This is a genomic window from Actinomadura sp. RB99 (assembly GCF_014706005.1).
In the GTDB taxonomy this organism is placed as follows: Bacteria; Actinomycetota; Actinomycetes; order Streptosporangiales; family Streptosporangiaceae; genus Spirillospora.
The window spans coordinates 144,586-164,583 of sequence record NZ_JABMCA010000013.1 but is presented as its reverse complement, the minus strand read 5'-3'; the positions used below and the strand labels follow the sequence as shown (position 1 = coordinate 164,583).

The 19,998-nt window shown below is 73.8% G+C and carries 17 protein-coding genes; 7 read left to right on the top strand and 10 right to left on the bottom strand.

Annotation, left to right across the window (positions count from 1 at the left end):
• Positions 1–663: 663 nt before the first annotated feature.
• From tyrS to argC, 9 genes are all read right to left on the bottom strand, one after another.
• Positions 664–1,941, bottom strand: coding sequence for a tyrosine--tRNA ligase (gene tyrS, locus amrb99_RS15225; RefSeq protein WP_190856595.1), 1,278 nt, complete (start codon positions 1,939–1,941; stop codon positions 664–666).
• Positions 1,942–2,025: 84 nt separating this feature from the next.
• Positions 2,026–2,661 (bottom strand): DNA-3-methyladenine glycosylase, encoded by a 636-nt coding sequence (locus amrb99_RS15220; RefSeq protein ID WP_190856594.1) that lies wholly within the window; start codon positions 2,659–2,661, stop codon positions 2,026–2,028.
• A gap of 80 nt (positions 2,662–2,741) precedes the next feature.
• Positions 2,742–4,160: an argininosuccinate lyase gene (gene argH, locus amrb99_RS15215; RefSeq protein ID WP_190856593.1), complete on the bottom strand. Its 1,419-nt coding sequence runs from the start codon at positions 4,158–4,160 to the stop codon at positions 2,742–2,744.
• Between the two features lie 137 nt (positions 4,161–4,297).
• Positions 4,298–4,801: an arginine repressor gene (locus amrb99_RS15210; RefSeq protein WP_173101892.1), complete on the bottom strand. Its 504-nt coding sequence runs from the start codon at positions 4,799–4,801 to the stop codon at positions 4,298–4,300.
• A gap of 8 nt (positions 4,802–4,809) precedes the next feature.
• Positions 4,810–5,730 carry an ornithine carbamoyltransferase gene (gene argF / locus amrb99_RS15205; RefSeq protein ID WP_190856592.1) on the bottom strand — a complete coding sequence of 307 codons (921 nt, stop codon included), beginning with the start codon at positions 5,728–5,730 and terminating at the stop codon, positions 4,810–4,812.
• 5 nt (positions 5,731–5,735) lie between these two features.
• Entirely contained in the window at positions 5,736–6,938 is a 1,203-nt protein-coding gene (locus amrb99_RS15200) for an acetylornithine transaminase (RefSeq protein WP_190856591.1), read from the bottom strand.
• Positions 6,935–7,849 carry an acetylglutamate kinase gene (gene argB / locus amrb99_RS15195; protein ID WP_190856612.1) on the bottom strand — a complete coding sequence of 305 codons (915 nt, stop codon included), beginning with the start codon at positions 7,847–7,849 and terminating at the stop codon, positions 6,935–6,937. The genes amrb99_RS15200 and argB overlap by 4 nt, the downstream gene beginning before the upstream one ends.
• A 23-nt stretch (positions 7,850–7,872) precedes the next feature.
• Positions 7,873–9,030 carry a bifunctional glutamate N-acetyltransferase/amino-acid acetyltransferase ArgJ gene (argJ, locus tag amrb99_RS15190; protein WP_190856590.1) on the bottom strand — a complete coding sequence of 386 codons (1,158 nt, stop codon included), beginning with the start codon at positions 9,028–9,030 and terminating at the stop codon, positions 7,873–7,875.
• Entirely contained in the window at positions 9,027–10,055 is a 1,029-nt protein-coding gene (gene argC, locus amrb99_RS15185) for an N-acetyl-gamma-glutamyl-phosphate reductase (protein ID WP_190856589.1), read from the bottom strand. Before argC ends, argJ begins: the two co-directional genes overlap by 4 nt.
• Positions 10,056–10,300: 245 nt before the next feature.
• On the opposite strand from argC, the gene amrb99_RS15180 reads away from it, so the two are divergent.
• Genes amrb99_RS15180 through amrb99_RS15170 form a run of 3 tightly spaced genes read left to right on the top strand, consistent with a single transcriptional unit; the run spans position 10,301 to position 12,608 of the window.
• Positions 10,301–10,798 carry a MarR family transcriptional regulator gene (locus tag amrb99_RS15180; RefSeq protein WP_190856588.1) on the top strand — a complete coding sequence of 166 codons (498 nt, stop codon included), beginning with the start codon at positions 10,301–10,303 and terminating at the stop codon, positions 10,796–10,798.
• Positions 10,795–11,763, top strand: coding sequence for an ATP-binding cassette domain-containing protein (locus amrb99_RS15175; protein WP_190856587.1), 969 nt, complete (start codon positions 10,795–10,797; stop codon positions 11,761–11,763). Before amrb99_RS15180 ends, amrb99_RS15175 begins: the two co-directional genes overlap by 4 nt.
• Positions 11,760–12,608: an ABC transporter permease gene (locus amrb99_RS15170; RefSeq protein ID WP_190856586.1), complete on the top strand. Its 849-nt coding sequence runs from the start codon at positions 11,760–11,762 to the stop codon at positions 12,606–12,608. The genes amrb99_RS15175 and amrb99_RS15170 overlap by 4 nt, the downstream gene beginning before the upstream one ends.
• Before the next feature lie 50 nt (positions 12,609–12,658).
• On the opposite strand, the gene amrb99_RS15165 is transcribed toward amrb99_RS15170, so the two are convergent.
• Positions 12,659–14,275 (bottom strand): ABC-F family ATP-binding cassette domain-containing protein, encoded by a 1,617-nt coding sequence (locus tag amrb99_RS15165; RefSeq protein WP_190856585.1) that lies wholly within the window; start codon positions 14,273–14,275, stop codon positions 12,659–12,661.
• Positions 14,276–14,577: 302 nt separating this feature from the next.
• Here amrb99_RS15165 and amrb99_RS52385 point away from each other — a divergent pair, with 302 nt between their 5' ends.
• From amrb99_RS52385 to amrb99_RS15145, 4 genes are all read left to right on the top strand, one after another.
• A complete protein-coding gene (locus amrb99_RS52385; RefSeq protein ID WP_190856584.1) occupies positions 14,578–17,316 on the top strand; it encodes a helix-turn-helix transcriptional regulator in 2,739 nt (912 codons plus the stop codon).
• A gap of 89 nt (positions 17,317–17,405) precedes the next feature.
• A complete protein-coding gene (locus tag amrb99_RS15155; RefSeq protein ID WP_190856583.1) occupies positions 17,406–18,353 on the top strand; it encodes an ABC transporter ATP-binding protein in 948 nt (315 codons plus the stop codon).
• Positions 18,350–19,153, top strand: coding sequence for an ABC transporter permease (locus amrb99_RS15150; RefSeq protein WP_190856582.1), 804 nt, complete (start codon positions 18,350–18,352; stop codon positions 19,151–19,153). The genes amrb99_RS15155 and amrb99_RS15150 overlap by 4 nt, the downstream gene beginning before the upstream one ends.
• Positions 19,150–19,944 carry an ABC transporter permease gene (locus tag amrb99_RS15145; protein ID WP_190856581.1) on the top strand — a complete coding sequence of 265 codons (795 nt, stop codon included), beginning with the start codon at positions 19,150–19,152 and terminating at the stop codon, positions 19,942–19,944. Before amrb99_RS15150 ends, amrb99_RS15145 begins: the two co-directional genes overlap by 4 nt.
• The last annotated feature ends 54 nt before the right edge of the window (positions 19,945–19,998 follow it).

The window sequence follows — 19,998 nt, the reverse complement described above, 5'->3', positions numbered from 1 at the left end:
GCACGCCGCCAGCGTTCGTCCTGAGCCAGGATCAAACTCTCCATCAAGGTCCCAACGACCACCCCAGGGGGCGAACCCCGAAGCAGCCAAACCTCAGAAGAAAATCCCAGCAAACAATCCCATCCGAAAACAGGACCGTATTGCCTCAAAGAAATCCCCACCACCCCCGAAGAGATGGCACGGGGCGACCCGGCCGAACCGGCCAGGTCGATAAAGGCACTGGCTTTTAACACGCTGTTGAGTTCTCAAGAAACGGACACCCACCGCGCCGGACCCGCTCCCGCGAGCCCCACCCCGGGGCAACCCTTCAAGCCTACCCGATCCGCCCGCTTTGTCAAACTCTGGGCGGTTCGGCCTCCAACGTCCCATTTGGGCGTGGACAGGTCCGTCCCAGCTGATCTGTTGGAGGTTCCCCCGGGGCCGGCCGCCTTGTCGGCGTCCCGCTCCCCCGTGGGGCGTGTAGAACATTAGGTCCCTGCGAGGGGACCGTCAAATCGATCGCCTGCGGCACGTTTAAGCAGGTCAGAGGGGGTTTCGTGGTCTCAGAACGGCCCAGTTGAGGCCGCTCGTGACCTCACTGTGACGTGGATCTACCGAAGTTTTCCCCCGGGTAGGCCGAGCGCCCGCCCGGAGAGGTCCGGACGGGCGCTCGTCACGCGCGGTTCAGGAGCCGGTCACCTCGACGCCGCCGACGTTCCGCTTGCCCCGCCGCAGGACGAGGAAGCGGCCGTGCAGCAGGTCGCCGGACGCCGGCGCGGCGTCCTCCGACTCGACCTTGGCGTTGTTCAGGTACACGCCGCCCTGGGTGATCGTCCGCCGGGCCTCCGACTTGCTCTTGCAGAGCCCTGAGGCCGCCAGGAGATCCACGACGGGCGGGAGCTCCCCCGGTGGGATCTCCGTGCGGGGCACCTCGGCGAGCGCGGACCTGAGGGTCCGCTCGTCCAGCTCCTCCAGCGCGCCCTGGCCGAACAGGGCCTTGGACGCGGCGATGACCGCGGCCGTCTCGTCCGCGCCGTGGACGAGCGTGGTCATCTCCTCGGCGAGGGCGCGCTGCGGCAGGCGTGCGGCGGGCCGCTCGGCGCCCTGCTTGACCAGGTCCTCGATCTCCTCGCGGGAGCGGAAGCTGAAGACCTTGAGGAACTTCTCCACGTCGCGGTCGTCGGCGTTGATCCAGAACTGGTAGAACGCGTACGGCGAGGTCAGCTCGGGGTCGAGCCAGTACGTCTCGCCCCCGGCGGTCTTGCCGAACTTCGTGCCGTCCGCCTTGGTGAGCAGCGGCGTCGTCAGCGCGTGGGCGCTTCCGCCCTCGACGCGGCGGATGAGGTCGACGCCGGCGGTGAGGTTGCCCCACTGGTCGCTGCCACCCGTCTGCAGGACGCACCCGTACCGGCGGTACAGCTCCAGGAAGTCCATGGACTGCAGGAGCACGTAGCTGAACTCGGTGTAGCTCATCCCGGTGGTGTCGAGGCGGGCCTTGACGGTCTCCCGGGCGAGCATCCGGTTGACCGGGAAGTGCTTGCCGATGTCGCGCAGGAACTCGATGGCCGACATGGGGCCGGTCCAGTCGAGGTTGCTGACCATGGTGGCGCCGGTGGGGCCTTCGTCGAAGTCCAGGAACCGCGACACCTGGCCGCGGATCCGCTCGACCCAGCCGGCGACGGTCTCCTCGGAGTTCAGGACGCGTTCGGCGCTCTTGCCGCTCGGGTCGCCGATCAGGCCGGTGGCGCCGCCGACGAGGCCGAGGGGTCGGTGGCCCGCCTTCTGGAAGCGCCGCAGGATGAGGATCTGGATGAGGTTGCCGAGGTGCAGCGAGGGCGCCGTCGGGTCGAACCCGCAATACAGCGTGACCGGCCCCGCGGCGAGCAGCGCCCGCATCTCGTCCAGATCGGTGGACTGCGCGATCAGGTCGCGCCACGCGAGGTCATCCAGGATGTCGGTCACGTTCTCCCTCGTCTCAGCCTTGCCGTCCGGCTCTTTCACCAGACTGCCCGATGGGCCTGAGCCCACGCCAACGATATTCGGAGGTCAGGCCCGCCAGGCGGCCTTCCGGCGGACGCGCGTGACGTGCGCCCGGTACGGCGACACGGTCGGGTCTCCGTCGATGTAGAACCGCCACGGCACCTCCTTGGCGCCGTTGACGCCGGTCCGCGGCCCGCTGCGGATCAGCGCTGGGTCGGCGGGCTCGCCGCGCAGGATCGTCATCTCGCCGCCGGGCGTGCACACGTCCAGGCCGTTCTGGTCCCGGACGACGCCGAGGGCCTGGCACAGCCGGGCCGGGCCGCGGGCCAGGTCGCGGACGGTGGACTTCGGGCGGCGGGCCCGCGCGAGGTCCTCCCCCGCGATGATCTCGCCGGCGCGCAGGAGCACCGCCGACGACGCCCCCTCGGGGCCGCAGACCAGGTTCATGCAGAAGTGCATGCCGTAGGTGAAGTACACGTAGACGTGCCCGGGCGGCCCGAACATGACGGCGTTGCGCTCCGTCCTGCCGCGGTAAGCGTGCGACGCGGGGTCGAGGGGACCGGCGTACGCCTCGACCTCGGTGAGCCGCGCGGCGACCTCGCCCTCGGGCGTGCGATGCGTGATCACGTGCCCGAGCAGCGAGGGCGCCACCTCGTCCACCGGCCGGTCGAAGAAGTCCCGTGGCAGTAGCGCTCCGTCCATCGCCTCACCGTGGTCTAGGGGGTGGTCCGCCGGTCGACCAGCCTAGAGGGCGCCGCGGACCGCCCCGGCCGGGCGCCCGGTCAGGCGTCGGAGTCGGCGGCCCAGGAGGCGTGGTCGTTGACCTGGGCGCGCAGCGCGGCGATCTGCTCGCGGACGCGGTCGGGCGCGGTGCCGCCGTAGGCCTTGCGGGACGCCAGGGCGCCCTGGACGTTGAGGACCTCGCGGACGTCCGGCGTGAGGTGCGGCGACACCTTGGCCAGCTCGTCGTCGGTGAGGTCGTCGAAGTCCTTGTCGTTGACCTGGCACCAGACGACGAGGTGCCCGACGACCTCGTGGGCGTCGCGGAACGCGACGCCGCGCCGGACCAGCAGCTCGGCGAGGTCGGTGGCGAGGGCGAACCCGTCGGGCGCGGAGGTCTCCAGCCGCTCGGTGTTGACCCGCATGGTGGCGATCAGGCCGGCCATCGCGGGCAGGACGAGCAGGAGCGTCTCGACGGCGTCGAACGCGCCCTCCTTGTCCTCCTGGAGGTCGCGGTTGTAGGTGAGCGGCAGGCCCTTGAGGGTGGTGAGGAGGCCGACGAGGTGGCCGATGAGCCGGCCGGCCTTGCCGCGGGCCAGCTCGGCGACGTCGGGGTTCTTCTTCTGCGGCATGATCGACGACCCGGTGGCGTAGGTGTCGTCCATCTCGATCCAGCGGAACTCCTGCGACGCCCAGAGGCAGACCTCCTCGCCGAGGCGGGACAGGTGCACGCCGATCAGCGCGGCGGTGAAGAGGAACTCGGCGACGAAGTCGCGGTCGGCGACGGCGTCCATGGAGTTGGGCGCGGCGGCGTCGAAGCCGAGTTCGGCGGCGGTGGCCTGCGGGTCGAGCGGCAGCGACGAGCCGGCGAGGGCGCCGGAGCCGAGCGGGGAGACGGCGGCGCGCCGGTCCCAGTCGCGGAGCCGGTCGATGTCGCGGGTGAGCGGCTGGACGTGCGCGAGCAGCTGGTGGGAGAACAGGACCGGCTGCGCGTGCTGCAGGTGGGTCATGCCGGGCGCGGCGACGCCGAGGTTGTGCTCGGCCTGCGCGATCAGCGCGGTCTCCAGCTCGACGAGCCGGGACACGATCTGCCGGGCGTGGTCGCGCAGGTACAGGCGCAGGTCGGTGGCGACCTGGTCGTTGCGGCTGCGGCCGGCGCGCAGCTTGCCGCCGAGGGCGCCGAGCCGCTCCAGCAGGCCGCGTTCGAGGGCGGTGTGGACGTCCTCGTCGGCGACGGCGGGCCGGAACTCCCCGGACCGGCAGGCGGCCTCAAGGTCGTCGAGGGCGCCGATCATGCGCTCGAGCTCGTCGCCGGTGAGCAGCCCGGCCCGGTTGAGGACGCGGGCGTGGGCGCGGGAGCCCATCAGGTCGTACGGGGCGAGCCGCCAGTCGAACTGGACGCTCACCGAGAGCCGCGCGAGCGCGTCCGACGGGCCGCCCTCGAACCGGCCGCCCCACAGTCGCGTCGGTGCCTTGGTCACGGAATTCCTCTTCTTCTCGGCGCTGTTTCTCGCGCTGTGCGTTCGTGTACTCGCCATCCCACCATGCCCCGGGGCCGGGGCGCGCGTCAGGCGCCCCGCCCGGCGGGCCGCGGCGGCGCCCGGGGCGGAGGACGGCGCTAACCTCGTCGTTCCCGGCCGGCGGTCAGCCTGAGGAGCGCCTCGGCGACCTCGTCGCCGCCGTCCGGGTCGCGGGCGATGACGAGGATGGAGTCGTCGCCCGCGACCGTGCCGAGGATCGTCGGCCACTCGGCGTGGTCGATCGCCGAGGCCAGGTACTGCGCCGCGCCCGGCGGGGTGCGGACGATGACCAGGTTCGCCGACGCCTCCGCCGACACGAGCAGTTCGGCGGCGATCCGGGAGAGCCGTCCGGCGAAGGTCTCGGCGGCGCCGGTGCGGGCGCGGCGGATCCGCTCGCCGCCCTCGCCGGGGACGGCGTAGATGAGGCTGCCGTCGTCGGCGCGGAGCTTGACGGCGCCGATCTCGACGAGGTCGCGGGAGAGGGTGGCCTGGGTGACGTCGACGCCGTCGTCCTGCAGGAGCTTGGCGAGCTCGCCCTGCGAGTGGACGGGGTGGCGGGTCAGCAGGTCGATCACCCGGGACTGGCGGGCGGTCTTGGTCATCGGGGTGGTCAACGGGATCGCTCCAAGAGCCAGATCAGCAGTGCCTTCTGGGCGTGCAGCCGGTTCTCGGCCTCGTCCCACACGCGGCTGCGGGGGCCGTCGATGACACCGGCGGTGATCTCCTTGCCACGGTAGGCGGGCAGGCAGTGCAGGACGATCGCCTCGGGGTCGGCGAGGGCGAGGAGGTCCTCGTTGACCTGGTACGGCTCGTAGAGCGAGGTGTCCTTGCCCTCCTCCCCCATCGACACCCAGGTGTCGGTGGCGAGGACGTCGGCGCCGGCGGCGGCGCGGGCGGCGTCGTCGGTGACGGTCACCGAGCCGCCGGTGGCGGCGGCGATCTCGGTGGCGCGCGCGACGACGGCGGGGTCGGGCGGCAGGGACGCCGGCGCGGCGACGCGGACGTGCATCCCGGCGGTGGCGCAGCCGAGCAGGTAGGAGTGGGCCATGTTGTTGGCGCCGTCGCCGAAGTAGGCGAGGGAGGCGCCGGTGAGGCCGCCCTTGGCCTCCCGGACGGTCTGCAGGTCGGCGAGGATCTGGCAGGGGTGGTACTCGTCGGTGAGGGCGTTGACGACGGGGACGGCGGTGCCGGCGGCCATCTCCTCGACGCGCGCCTGCCCGGCCGTCCGCCAGACGATCGCGGCGACCTGGCGTTCGAGCACGCGGGCGGTGTCGGCGATGGTCTCGCCGCGGCCGAGCTGGCTGCTGCCGGCGTCCATGACGAGGGGGTGACCGCCGAGTTCGGCGATGCCGGTCGCGAACGACAGCCGGGTCCGGGTGGAGGGCTTGTCGAACAGCACCGCGACGGACTGCGGGCCTTCGAGCGGCCGGTAGGCGAACCGGTCCTTCTTGGCCTTGGCGGCGAGGTCGAGGACTTCGGCCTGCTCGGCGGGCGCGAGGTCGTCGTCGCGCAGGAAGTGCCTGACGGTCATGGGGGTCAGCTCTCCTTCACGGCGGACGCGGCGGCGTCGAGGATCGAGGGGAACGCGGTGGTGAACGAGCGGGCCTGCTCCTCGGTGAGGATGAGGGGCGGGGCCATCCGCAGGGCGTCGGGCTGGAGCGCATTGACGAGGAAGCCGGCGTCGCGGGCGGCGGCCTCGACGGCGGGCGCGTGCGGGCCGGTGAGGACGGCGGCGCGCCACAGGCCCCGGCCCCGGACGCCCTTGAGCAGCGGGTGGTCGATCGCCGCGATCCCGGACGCGAGGACCTCCCCGACGGCGGCGGCGTTGGCGAGCAGGCCGTCCTTCTCTATGGTGTCGAGGACGGCGAGGGCGGCGGCGGCGCTGACCGGGTTGCCGCCGAACGTGCTGCCGTGGTCGCCCTTGGCGAAGGTCCCGCCGTGCTCGCCGAACGCGACGCAGGCGCCGATCGGGAGGCCGCCCCCGAGTCCCTTGGCGAGCGTGAGGACGTCCGGGCGGGCGTTCTCGTGCTGGAACGCGAACCAGGCGCCGGTCCGGCCGATCGCGGACTGGATCTCGTCGGCGACGAACAGCGCGCCGGTGGCGTCGCAGATCTCCCGGGCGGCGGTGAAGTAGCCGTCGGGCGGGGGGACGACGCCGGCCTCGCCCTGCGTGGGTTCGAGGAACACCGCGGCGCACCGCTCGCCGACCGCGGCCTTGAGGGCGTCCGCGTCGCCGTAGGGGACGAACCGGACGTCGATGGCGAACGGGCCGAACGGCTCGCGGATCGCCTTCTTCCCGGTGAGCGACAGGGCGCCCATGCTGCGGCCGTGGAACCCGTTCTCCGTCGCGACGAAGTACGTCCGGCCGTTGGTCTTGCCGTACTTGATCGCGAGCTTCAGCGCGGCCTCGTTGGCCTCGGTGCCGCTGTTGGCGAGGAACACCCGCCCGTCGCCGCCGAGCAGGTCCCGCAGCCGCTCGGCGAGCCGCACCTCGGGTTCGTTCAGGAACAGGTTGGAGGTGTGGGCGATGGACGCGACCTGCGCGGACACCGCCTCGACGAGGGCGGGGTGGGCGTGCCCGAGGGAGCTGACCGCGATGCCGGCGATCAGGTCGAGGTAGGCGCGCCCGTCGGCGTCCCACACGGTGCAGCCCTCGCCGCGCGCCAGCGCGACCGGGGGGACGCCGTAGTTCGGCATGAACGCGGCCTCGAACCGCTTCCGCAGGTCGCCGGCACTCATTTCAGGTCCTCCCTCACGGGTCCGCCGGGGAGGCTCGGCAGCACCATCGTTCCGATCCCTTCGTCGGTGAAGATCTCCAGCAGCAGCGAGTGCGGGACGCGGCCGTCCAGGACGTGCGCCTGCGGGACGCCGCCGCGCACGGCGGCCAGGCACGCCTCCATCTTCGGCACCATGCCGGCCGACAGGTCCGGCAGCAGCGCCGCCAGCTCGTCGGTGGTCAGCCGGTCGATCACGTCGTCGCTGTCGGGCCAGTCGGAGTACAGGCCCTCGACGTCGGTGAGCACGACGAGCTTCACCGCGTCCAGCGCGACGGCGAGCGCCGCGGCGGCCGTGTCGGCGTTGACGTTGTACACCTCGCCGTCGTCGCCGCGCGCGACGCTCGACACGACGGGGACGCGCCCGTCGTCGAGCAGCGCGCGGACGGCGCCGACCTGCACCTCGACGATCTCGCCGACCTGGCCGATGTCGACCCGCTCGCCGTCCACGAGCGCGTGCTTGCGCTCGGCGGTGAACAGGTTGGCGTCCTCGCCGGACATGCCGACGGCGAACGGGCCGTGCCGGTTGATCAGCCCGACGACGTCCCGCTGCACCTGCCCGGTCAGCACCATCCGGACGACCTCCATGGCCTCCGGGGTGGTGACGCGGAGCCCGGCGGTGAACGTCGAGTCGATGCCGTTGCGCTCGAGCGCGGCGTTGATCTGCGGGCCGCCGCCGTGCACGATGACCGGCTTCAGCCCGGCGTAGCGCAGGAACACGATGTCCTCGGCGAACTGGTGCCGCAGCGCCTCGTCGGTCATCGCGTGCCCGCCGTACTTGATCACGACGGTGGTGCCGTGGAAGCGCTCCAGCCACGGCAGCGCCTTGATCAGCGTCTCCGCCTTGCCCATGACCCCGGCGCGGTTCTTGCGCATCTGCGCGCCGCTGGTGATCGCGCTCATGTGGAGTACGCCGAGTTCTCGTGGACGTAGTCGGCGGTGAGGTCGCTCGTCCAGACGGTCGCGCTGTGCGGGCCGGCCGACAGGTCGGCGGTGATCGTCACGTCGCGGGGGCGCATGTCGACCTTGTCGCGGTCGTCGCCGAACGAGCCGTTCCGGCACACCCACACGCCGTTGATCGCGACGTTGAGCTGGTCGGGCTCGAACACGGCGTCGGTGGTGCCGATCGCCGACAGCACCCGGCCCCAGTTGGGGTCCTCGCCGTGGATGGCGCACTTGAGCAGGTTGTTGCGGGCGACGGACCGGCCGACCGTGACGGCGTCGTCCTCGGACGCGGCGCCGACGACCTCGATCGCGATGGCCTTGGACGCGCCTTCGGCGTCCACGAGGAGCTGCCGGGTCAGGTCGGCGCACACCTCGGTGAGCAGCGCGGTGAACTCCTCCTCGGCGGGGACGGCGCCGGTCGCGCCGGACGCCATCAGCAGGACGGTGTCGTTGGTCGACGTGCAGCCGTCGGAGTCGAGCCGGTCGAAGGTGACGCGGGTCGCGGCGCGCAGCGCCCGGTCCAGCGCCTCGGCGGGCAGGTCGGCGTCAGTGGTGACCACGCACAGCATGGTGGCGAGGGACGGGGCGAGCATGCCCGCGCCCTTCGCCATCGCGCCGATCATGTAGCCGCCCTCGCCCTGCCGGAAGGAGATCTTGGCGACGGTGTCGGTGGTGCGGATGGCGTCGGCGGCGGCGAGGCCGCCGTCGCCGCGCGACAGCTCGGCGACGGCCTTGTCCACGCCGGGCAGCAGCGCGTCCATCGGCAGCCGCTCGCCGATGAGGCCAGTGGAGCAGACGGCGATCTCGCCGGCGGAGTCGGCGAGCAGCTCGGCGGCCTTCTCCGCGGTGGCGTGGGCGTCCTGGAAGCCGGCGGCCCCGGTGCAGGCGTTGGCGCCGCCGGAGTTCAGCACGACCGCGCGGACGCGGCCGCCCTTGAGGACCTGCTCCGACCACAGGACGGGCGCGGCCTTGACGCGGTTGCGGGTGAAGACGGCGGCGGCGGCGCGGGACGGCCCGTCGTTGACGACGAGGGCCAGGTCGCGGGTGCCGCTGTTCTTCAGCCCGGCGACGACGCCGGCGGCGCGGAAACCCCGGGGGGCGGTGACGCTCAAGGGGACACTCCGATCGTGGTCAGCCCGAGTTCTTCCGGGAGGCCGAGGGCGAGGTTGGCGCTCTGGACGGCGCCGCCCGCGGTGCCCTTGGCGAGGTTGTCGATGGCGGCGACCGCGATGATGCGGCCGGCCGCCTCATCCAGGGCGACCTGGACGAGCGCGGTGTTCGCGCCGAGCGTCATGGAGGTGGCGGGCCACTGCCCCTCGGGGAGCAGGCCGAGGAACGGCTCGCCGGCGTAGGCGTCGCCGTAGGCGGCGCGGAGGGTCGCGGCGGTGACGCCGGGCCGGGCCTTGGCCGTGCAGGTCGCGAGGATGCCGCGGCTCATCGGGGCGAGCGTCGGCGTGAACGACACGGTGACGGGCCCGCCGGCGACGGCGCCGAGGTTCTGCGTCATCTCGGGGGTGTGGCGGTGGACGCCGCCGGCCGCGTAGGCGCTGACGGAGCCCATGACCTCGCTGCCGAGCAGGTGCGGTTTGAGGGCGCGGCCGGCGCCGGAGGTGCCGGACGCGGCGACCACGACGACGTCGGGTTCGGCGAGCCCGGCGGCGAACGCCGGGAAGAGCGCGAGGGTGACGGCGGTCGGGTAGCAGCCGGGGACGGCGATCCGCTTGGTGGTGCGGAGCGCGTCCCGCTGTCCCGGCAGCTCCGGCAGCCCGTACGGCCAGGTGCCGGCGTGGGGGGTGCCGTAGAAGGCCTCCCAGGCGGCGGGGTCGGTGAGCCGGTGGTCGGCGCCGCAGTCGACGACGAGCACGTCGTCGCCGAGCTCCGCGGCGAGCGGCCCCGACCGGCCGTGCGGCAGGGCGAGGAACACCACGTCGTGGCCGGCCAGGGTGTCCGGGGTGGTCTCCTCCAGGACGCGCCCGGCCAGGGATCGCAGATGCGGCTGGTGCGCGCCGAGCTCGGTGCCGGCGTTGGCGCCGGCGGTGAGCGCGCCGATCTCGAACTCTGGATGTCCCGCGAGGATGCGCAGCAGCTCGCCGCCCGCGTAACCGCTGGCGCCGGCGACCGCCGTCCGGATTCCCATGTCCACTCCTTCGGAAGCAAGCAGGTAAGAGTATGCACGCAACTGGAAACCTATTCAACGTCGAATGTGCGGTCAGCGGGTTCTGAGACGAGCGACACAGGTGTGCCGCGGCCGCGAGACGCGCCAGAACGTCAACATGGGTTGACACCTCCCCGATGTCAACTTACATTGACATCCATGGCTCGAAGAGTAATTAGGCACCTAAAGATTTGCCCTCGAACCATCAGCGGCCTAACATCGCCACCATGGAGAACCCCGCCTTCGGCGACCTCAAGGCCCTCGGCCCCATCGAGGAGTGGCCCGTCGGCCGGCTCTTCGCCGCCGCCACGCGGCTGGCAGGGCCCGTCGTCTGGCGGATCGTCGAGCGGCACGGCATCAGCCCCGCGGGGTTCTTCCTGCTCCGCCTCCTCGTCGTCGAGGACGGCCTGCGGCCCGGCGAGTGCGCCAAGCGGCTGCTGGTCACCCCGGCCACGGTGACCTCGGTGGTCGACACGCTCGAGCGCAACGGCCACGTCGTCCGGGAGCGCTCGCACCGCGACCGGCGAGGGGTGATGCTGCGGATCACCGACTCGGGCCGCCGGCTCGTCGCCGAGAAGTCCGGGCCGATCGGCGCGGACATGCAGGAGCTCTACGACGTCGTCGACGAGGGCGACGAGCCGGCCGTCCGCCGGTTCCTGCTCAACCTGATCAAGCAGTTCGAGACCTACTCCGAGGGCACGCAAGGGAAGGGAGACCGCGCGTGAGCGCACCCCCCGAGCCCGCCGTCCAGACGGTGGAGCTGAAGAAGACCTACCCGGCCGCCGGACCGCGGCCCGAGGTGCCCGCCGTCCGCGGCATCGACCTGGACGTGCCCCGCGGCGAGTTCTTCGGGCTGCTCGGCCCGAACGGCGCGGGCAAGTCCACGACCATCGGCATGCTCACCACCCTGGTCGTCCCGACCGGCGGCACCGCGCGGGTGACCGGGCTGGACGTGGTGCGGGACGCCGTCGAGATCAAGCGCCGCATCGGCGTGGTGTCGCAGAACAACACCCTCGACAGCGACCTGACCGCCGCCGAGAACCTGGAGTTCCGCGGCCGGTTCTTCGGGCTCAGCGCGCGCGACGCCCGGCGCCGCGCCGACGAGCTGATGGAGCTGTTCGGGCTCACCGAGCACCGCAAGGGCAACCCGTTCGAGATGTCGGGCGGCCAGGCCAAGCGGGTGATGATCTGCCGGGCCCTGATGCACGGGCCCGAGGTGCTGTTCCTGGACGAGCCGACGGCCGGCCTCGACCCGCAGACCCGCACCAACCTGTGGGAGGTGCTGCGCGGCCTGCAGGCGGGCGGGCAGACCATCCTGCTCACGACCCACTACATGGAGGAGGCCGAGGCGCTCTGCGACCGCGTCGCGGTCGTCGACCACGGCAGGATCCTCGCCGCGGGCACCGTGGACGAGCTGAAGGACGCGGCGGGCGCCGACACCGTCATCACCGTCGCCTACGACGCGCCCGCCCCCGACCAGATCCACAAGCTGTCCGCCCGCGACGGCATCAGCAAGGTCGAGGTCACCGACGGGCAGGTCCGGGTGTTCGCCACCGAGCCCGAGGGCATCCTCGGCGAGCTGGTCGCGATCGGGTCGGCCGCCGGCGTCGGCGTCACCGACGCCACGCAGCTGCGCCCCAGCCTGGAGACCGTCTTCCTCACCCTCACCGGAAGGGAATACCGCGAATGACCGCCCCGGCCGCGACCGTCCTGACGCCCCCGCCGCCGGCGCGGGCGACGATCCCCCGCACGTTCGCCGCGATGATGGCGCGCGAGGCGCGGGTGATGCGCAAGAACTTCCTGTCGACGTTCGTCCGGGTGCTGGTGCAGCCGGTGATGTTCGTGTTCGTCTTCTCCTACGTGCTGCCCAAGCTCGGCGGCGGCGCGATGGCGGGCGGGCCCGGCGGGCCGACGTTCTCCACGATCCTGGTGCCCGGGCTGGTCGGCTCGTCCATCATCATGCAGGCGATGATGGCGGTGATCTTCCCGCTGATGATGGAGCTGAACTGGCAGAAGTCCATCACCGACCGGGCGCTGGCGCCGGTGCCGATCCCGCTGCTGGCGGTGCAGAAGATCGTCGCGGCGGCCGTGCAGGGGCTGATCGGCGGGCTGCTGGTGTTCCCCGCCGTGCTGCTGATCCACGCCGAGGGCCAGTCCCCGCACGTGCACGTCGGGAACTGGGCCGTGCTGGTCGTGGTGATGGTGGCCGGGTCGCTGCTGGCCGCGTCCGGCGGGCTGCTGCTCGGCACGCTGCTGAACCCGCAGAAGGTCCAGGTGCTGTTCGCGATGGTGCTGCTGCCGATGACGATGCTCGGCTGCGTGTACTACCCGTGGTCGGCGCTGGACCACATCCGGTGGCTGCAGATCCTCAGCCTGTTCAACCCGCTCGTGTACGTCAGCGAGGGGCTGCGCAGCACCCTGACGCCCGCCATCCCGCACATGCCGGTGTGGGCGTTCCTGCTGGCCATCGTCGGCGGGACGATCCTGCTCACGTGGGCCGCGACCCGCACGTTCACCCGCCGCGTCCTGACCTGACCGGCGGACCAGAAGGCCCCGCGCGGACGTTCCGCGCGGGGCCTTGCGCGTCACATGGGCCCCGCCTCGGCCAGGCCGGTGCGGCGGTCCATGCGCAGCCACCGGGTGAGGCGCAGCGTCCGCAGGAACGGCAGGTCGTGGCTGACCACGATCAGCGCGCCCTCGTAGGCGGCGAGGGCCTCGCCGAGCCGCGCGGCGCTGTCCATGTCGAGGTCGTTGGTCGGCTCGTCCAGCAGCAGGAGCCGCGGCGCGGGGTCGGCGAGCAGCAGCGACGCCAGCACCGCGCGCAGCCGCTCGCCGCCCGACAGGGTCCCGGCGGGCCGGTCGGCGCTCGCGCCGCGGAACAGGAACCGCGCCAGCCCCTGCCGGATCTCGGCGGGCGTCGCCGACGGCGCGGCCGCGCGCACGTTGTCGACGACGCTGCGGTCCCCGTCGAGGACGTCGAGCCGCTGCGGCAGGTACCGCACGCCGTCCACGCCGATCCGCACCGACACCCCGTCCGGGACGCGCTCGCCGGTGAGCGCGCGCAGCAGGGTCGTCTTCCCCGAGCCGTTCGGCCCGGTGAGCGCGATCCGCTCCGGGCCCCGGACGATCAGCTCGGCCAGCGTGCCCGGCGCCGGGTCGGGCGCGCGGAGCCCGGTGACCGCGGCGACCGTCCGCCCGGCCGGGACGCGGGTGGCGGGCAGCTCGATCCGGATCGCGGCGTCCTCGCGCACCGCGTCCTCCGCCTCGGCGAGCCGCGTCCGCGCCCCGGCGAGGCGTTCCTCGTGCATGATGCGGTGCTTGCCCGCCGAGACCTGCGCCTCGCGTTTCCGCAGTTTCATGACGGCCCTCGGTTCCCGCTTGTTCTCGTACATCTTGTTCGCGTACCGCTTGCGGCGGGCGAGCTTGACGTGGGCCTCCTCCAGTTCGCGCTTCTGCCGGCGCAGGTCGGTCCCGGCGACCCGGACCATCCGTTCCGCGGCCTCCTTCTCGACGGCGAGCAGCTCCTCGTAGGCGGACAGGTCGCCGCCGAACGACCGGACGGCGCCGTCGCGAAGGTCGGCGATGGCGTCGACCCGGTCCAGCAGCTCCCGGTCATGGCTGACGACGAGCAGTACGCCCGTCCAGGACTCGACCGCGTCGTACAGGCGGCGCCGCGCGTCGAGGTCGAGGTTGTTGGTCGGCTCGTCGAGGAGCAGCACGTCCGGGCGTGCCAGGAACAGCGCGGCCAGCCCGGTCATCACCGTCTCGCCGCCCGACAGGGTGGCGACGGGCCGGTCCAGGCCGAGGTGGCCGAGGCCGAGCCGGCCCAGCTCGGCGAGCGCGCGTTCCTCGACGTCCCAGCCGTCGCCGACGGCGGCGAAGTTCTCCTCGGTGGCCTCGCCGCGCTCGATGGCGTGCAGCGCGGCGCGGGCCGCGCTGATGCCGAGCAGGTCCGCGACGGTGGCGGAGCCGTCCAGGGCGAGGTTCTGCGGCAGACGGCCGACCTCGCCCTCGACGGCGACGGTCCCGGAACCGGGACGCAGCTCCCCCGCGATCAACTTGAGCAGGGTGGACTTGCCGGACCCGTTGGCCCCGATCAGGCCGGTCCGGCCGGCGCCGAACGCGGCGTCCAGGCCGTCGAGGACGGCGGTGCCGTCCGGCCACGCGAACGACAGGTCCGAGCAGACGATGGCGAATGACATGAGCGGCCTCCATGGCGGGTGAGCGGACTGCTGACACGCGGACTGCTGACACATGGAGACACCGCGAAGGGCGCGCGACGCGCGGGCGGGCATGAGGAAGCCCGGCGGGACGTGGGGCCGCTGAGGTCGTGCGCGGGCCGGTGGACGGCCGCTGCGCGGTGTCGGACCTCAGAACTCCAACGGACTCCCCTGCCGGGCGACGATGTGACGCGTCCAGGCTACCCGGACTCTTATCGCGACACAAGTATCTTTAAGCGGGAATTCCGGTGGAACGCCGGGACGCGCACCGCCATGCTGAAGGCATGGGACCCGTCAGCCCGGTCTTCGCCGGGCGCGCCGCCGAACTGGCCGCGCTGCGCGCCGCCCATGACCGCGCCCGCGCCGGCGAGGCCGCGGCCGTGCTGATCGCCGCCGAGGCGGGCGGCGGCAAGACGCGCCTGGTCGAGGAGTTCACCCGGGACGTGCGCGCCGTCACCGGCGGCTGCCTCGACCTCGGCGCCGCGAACCTGCCCTACGCCCCGTTCACCGCGATCCTGCGGCGGCTCGGCCGGGACGCGGTCACCGCGCTGATGCCCGCGGCGGCCCTGCCGGAGCTGGCCCGGCTGATGCCCGCGCTGAGCGCCGGCGCCCCGCCGCCCGACGAGGGCGCCGGCCGGATGCGGCTGTTCGAGCACGTGCTCACGCTCGCCGAACGGCTCGGCGCCCGCGAACCGGCCGTCCTCGTCGTGGAGGACGCGCACTGGGCCGACGGCTCGACGCGCGACCTGCTGTCCTTCCTGTTCCGCAACCCGCCGCGTCCCGGGGTGCTGCTGGTCGTGACGTTCCGGCCCGAGGAGCCGGCGGCCCGCGCGCTGTTCGCCGAACTCGGCCGGCTCCCCCACGTCGCCCGGCTCGACCTGCCGCCCCTGACCGTCGCCGAGGTCGCCGACCAGGTGCGCGGCATCCTCGGCGCCGCCGACCACGCGACGGTCCGCGACGTCCACGCGCGCGGCGGCGGCAACCCGCTGTTCGTCGAGACGCTCGTCGCCGACCCCGGCGAGGCCCTGCCCGGGACGCTGCGCGACCTGCTGCTCGCCCGCGTCGCCCGGCTCCCGGAGGCCGCCCGCGCGGTGCTGCGCGCGGCGAGCGCCGCCGGGGACCGGGTGGGCCACGCCCTGCTGGCCGCGGTGACCGGCCGCACGGACGCCGAGCTGAGCGAGGCGCTGCGTCCCGCCGTCGAGCACGGCCTGCTGGCCGCCGACGGGGACGGCTACGCGTTCCGGCACGCGCTCATCCGCGAGGCCGTCCACGGCGACCTGCTGCCGGGCGAACGGGCCGCCCTGCACCGTCGCTACGCCGAGACCATCGAGCGGGCACCCGAGCTCAGCGACGCCCCGTCCGGCGCCCTCGCCGTCCACTGGGAGTGGTGCGGCGACCCGGCCAAGGCGCTGGCCGCCGCCTGGCGCGCCGCCGGGGAGCGGCGGGCGGCGACCGCCTACGCCGAGCAGCTCACCCTGCTGGAACGCGTCCTCGCCCTGTGGGACGAGGTCCCCGGCGCCGCCGGGCTGACCGGGCTCACCCGTTCGCGGGTGCTGGAGACGGCGGCGGAGACCGCGTGCACGGCCGGCGACCCGCGGCGCGGGCTGCCCCTCGTGCAGCGGGCACTGGACGCCGCCGACCCGGCCCGCTCCCCCGCCGAGGCCGCCCGGCTCCACGCGCTCCGGGCGACGCTCCGCGCGTATCAGGGGCATGACGGCGAGCTGGACGACCTCCGGGAGGCCGTGCGCCTCGCCGCCGCCTCGCCCCCCGACCGCGTCCGGACGCTCGCGCACCTCGCCTCCCGGCTCCTCGTCCACGGGGCGATGGACGAGGGCGAACGGCTCGGCCGCGAGGCCCTGGAACTCGCCGACGCCGCCGGCCTCGCGCCGCGGAACGGGGGCCTGGAGTTCATCGTGGCCGCCGCCACGGCGCGCGACGGCGACGGCGACACCGCGCCGCTGGAGCGGCTCCGCTCCAGCGGTCTCGACGTCTCGGAGCGCGTCCGGGTGCTGAACACGCTGGCGCACGCGCGGTTGAACACCGGCCGCGCCGCCGAGGCGCTGGCGCTCGCGGGCGAAGGGATCGACGCGGCGGAGGACGCGGGGCTCGTCCACAGCGCGGGGCTCGCGCCGGCCGTCAACCAGGTGGAGGCGCTGTACCGGCTCGGCCGCTGGGACGAGGCCGCCGAGATCCTCGCGCGGCGCCTGGACCGCCACCACGGCCCGGCCTTCCGCCTCCAGATGATGATCTGGCGGATCGCGCTGCTGGCCGCGCGCGGTACCGGGCCGGCGCCCGATCCGGAGGCGCTCGCCGTCCCCCTCGGCGCCGGGTCGCCGCAGACCGTGCTGCCCCTCGCCCAGATGATCATCGAGTGGCGGCTGGCGGAGGAGGACCGGCCGGCGGCATGGGCCGCGGCGGACGCCGTGCTGCGCCATCCGCGCCTCACCGTCCAGCCCTGCCACCTCTGGCCGCTGCTGGAGGCCGCCGCCCGCGCCGGCGGGCCGCGATCGTCCGAGATCGCCGCTCTCGCCGCGCGCACCCCCACCGCGACGCCCGTCGCGGCGGCGTACAAGGCGACCGTGACCGCGTTGACCGGCGGCCCCGCCGACGCGGACGCGGTGATCCGCACGTGGGAGCGGCTGGACCTGCCCTACCCGCTCGCGCGGGCCCTGTTCGACGCGGCCTGCGCCGACCTGGCCCGTGGCGACCGCACCCGCGCCGCGGCGCGGCTCCAGCGCGCCGCGCGGATCGCCGACCGCCTCGGCGCCGCGCCGCTGGCCAGGCGGATCTCCGAACGCGCCCGCCGCGCCGGGCTCGCCGGGACGGCGGGAGGCCCGCTCACCGCCCGCGAGTCGGAGGTGGTGCGGCTGCTGGCGCGGGGACGCTCCAACCGGGAGATCGCCGAGGAGCTCGTCATCTCCCCCAAGACCGCCAGCGTGCACGTGTCCAACATCCTCGCCAAGCTCGGCGTCGGGTCGCGCGGGGAGGCCGCGGCGGCCGCCCGCGACCGCGGCCTGGCCTGACCCCGAGCGGGACGCCTAGGACGGCGCCCGCCGGATCTGAGCCGCGCCCTTATGGCCCGGGGCCGTGCCTTACGGCGACGGTCGAAGCCATGGAACCCGCCGTGCACACCCGCGGGCTGCGCCGCACCTACACGCGCAGACGCCGCACCACCGTGGTCGCCCTGGACGAGCTGACCCTCACCGTCGCGCAGAACGAGATCCACGGGCTGCTCGGGCCGAACGGCGCCGGCAAGACCACCCTCGTCAAGATCCTCTCCACCGTGCTGCTGCCGTCCGCCGGGACGGCCCGCGTCCTCGGCCGGGACGTCGTCGCCGACGCCGGGGCCGTCCGGTCGCTCGTCGGGCTCGTCCTCGGCGGCGACCGCGGCCTGTACGACCGGCTGACCGCCCGCCGGAACCTGCTGTTCTGGGGCGCGCTGTACCGGCTCGACGACCGGACGGCCCGCGCCCGCGCGGACGCGCTGCTGGAACGCGTCGGGCTCGCTGACCGGGCCGGCGACCCCGTCGAGGGCTTCTCGCGCGGCATGCGGCAGCGGCTGCACCTCGCCCGCGGGCTGCTGCACGAGCCGCGCCTGCTGTTCCTGGACGAGCCGACGTCCGGCCTCGACCCCGCCGCGGCCGCCGCGTTCCGCGGGCTCGTCCTCGACCTGCGCGCGGAGGGCCGCACGTTCCTGCTGGCCACCCACGACATGGACGAGGCGGCGGCGCTCTGCGACCGGGTGACGCTCATCGACCGCGGCCGGATGCTGCTGACCGGCGACCCGGCCTGCGCCGGGCGGTTCCTCGGCGACGGCGAGTGCGTCGACTTCGACGACCCCGACCCCGCCCTCACCGGGCCGCTGGAACTGCTGCCCGGGGTGACCGGGGTCGAGCGGCGGGACGGCGGGGCGCGGCGCGTCCACACCGCCGACCGGGACGCCACCCGCCGCGTCCTCGCCTGGCTCATCGACCGCGACGTCCTCACCGCGCGGCGTGGCCGGCCGACCCTCGAAGAGGTGTACCTGCGGGCGGTCGGCGACCGGGGGATGCGGGTATGAGCGCGGTCCGTGCCATGTGGCCCGCGGCGCGGCTGGTCTGGCACGCGGTGCGGCTGCAGGCCGCGCTGTCGCGGCGCAGCCCGGAGCACGCGCTCGTGCTGCTCATCGCCCCGATGCAGACGACGACGATGCTCGCGCTGACGCTGACCGCGCACCGCGCGGACGTCGTCGCGAACGCCGTCCTGGCGCCCGGGCTCATCGGGCTGTGGGTCGCCTCCCTCGACTACGCCGGCCGCATCGTCACCGAGGACCGCTGGGCCGGCCGGTTCCCCGCGCTGGTCGCGGCGCCGGTCCCGTTGGGCCTGGTGGTCGCCGGGCGGGTCGCGACGGTGGTGCTGGTGGGCAGCGCCGCGTTCGCCGAGTCCTGGCTGGTCGCCGCCCTCGGGTTCGGCCGCCGGCTGACGGTCGCCGAGCCCGGGACGTTCGCGGTCGCGGTCGCGGTCACCTGCCTCGCGACGATCGGAACGGCGACGCTGCTGTCCGCCGTGTTCGTCGTGTCGCGCGCACGGGAGGTCTTGCAGAACTCCTTGGGCTATCCCTTCTACATCCTGGGCGGGATCCTCGTGCCGGTCGCGGCGCTGCCGGGCTGGCTGCACCCGTTCAGCCGGGTCGTGTTCCTGTCGTGGAGCGCGGACCTGCTGCGCGGCGCGGTCCGCGGCGACACCCGCGACCGGCCCTGGGTGGTCCTGGCGGTCCTGGCGGTCCTCGGCCTGAGCGCGGCGTCGATGGCCGCCGGCCTGTGGCTGACGCGGCGGTACGTCGACCGTATGCGGCGCGAGGGGACGGTGGATTTCTCATGAGGGCCACGCTCCGCATCGTGCGCGAATCGCTGATCCTCGGATTCGCCGAGATGAGGGCCGTCTACACGTGGCGGACGTGGACGTTCGGCTGGCTCGTCCGGCTGCTGTGCCAGGCCGCCTTCTACGCCCTGCTCGGCCGCTACGTCGGCGACGACGCCACCATGCGGTACGTGCTCGTCGGCAACATCGTGGTGCTGGCCTGCATGGAGGCCACCATCGTCGTGATCTCGCTGGCGGGCGAGCGCCGGATCGGGACCCTGCCGCTGCTGGCCATCACGCCGTCCGGGCACCTGCCGGTGTACCTGGGACGCGGCCTGCAGTGGACGGCCACCGGCCTGACCAGCTCGCTCGTCGCCTGGTGCGCGCTGCCCCCGCTGCTGGGCGCGCCGCTGCCGTGGCCGCGCGCCGCCTACGCGGCACCGGTCATCGTGCTCATCCTCGCCAGCAGCTATGGCTACGGCTGCGCGCTGGCGGGCGTCGCGCTGCGGACGCGCGGCGTCGAGTGGCTCGTGCTGAACCTCGCCTACGGGATCGTCATGACGTTCGGCGGCGTGAACGTCCCCGTCACCGTCTGGCCCGCGCCGCTGCGGATCGCGGTGAACGCGCTGCCGGTCGTGCACGGGCTCCAGGCGGTGCGCGGGATCCTGGACGGCGCGCCGCCCGGGCACGTCCTGCGGCTGCTCGGCGCCGAAGCGCTCGTCGGGGCCAGCTGGTACGCGGTGGCGGCGCTGTCGATGGAGCGGCTCGTCTCCGCGGGCCGCCGCGACGGAAGCCTCGGCCACGCCGGCTGAACACAGGCGTGCCCCGGGCCTGCGGCAGGCCCGGGGCACGTCCCAGCAGATCAG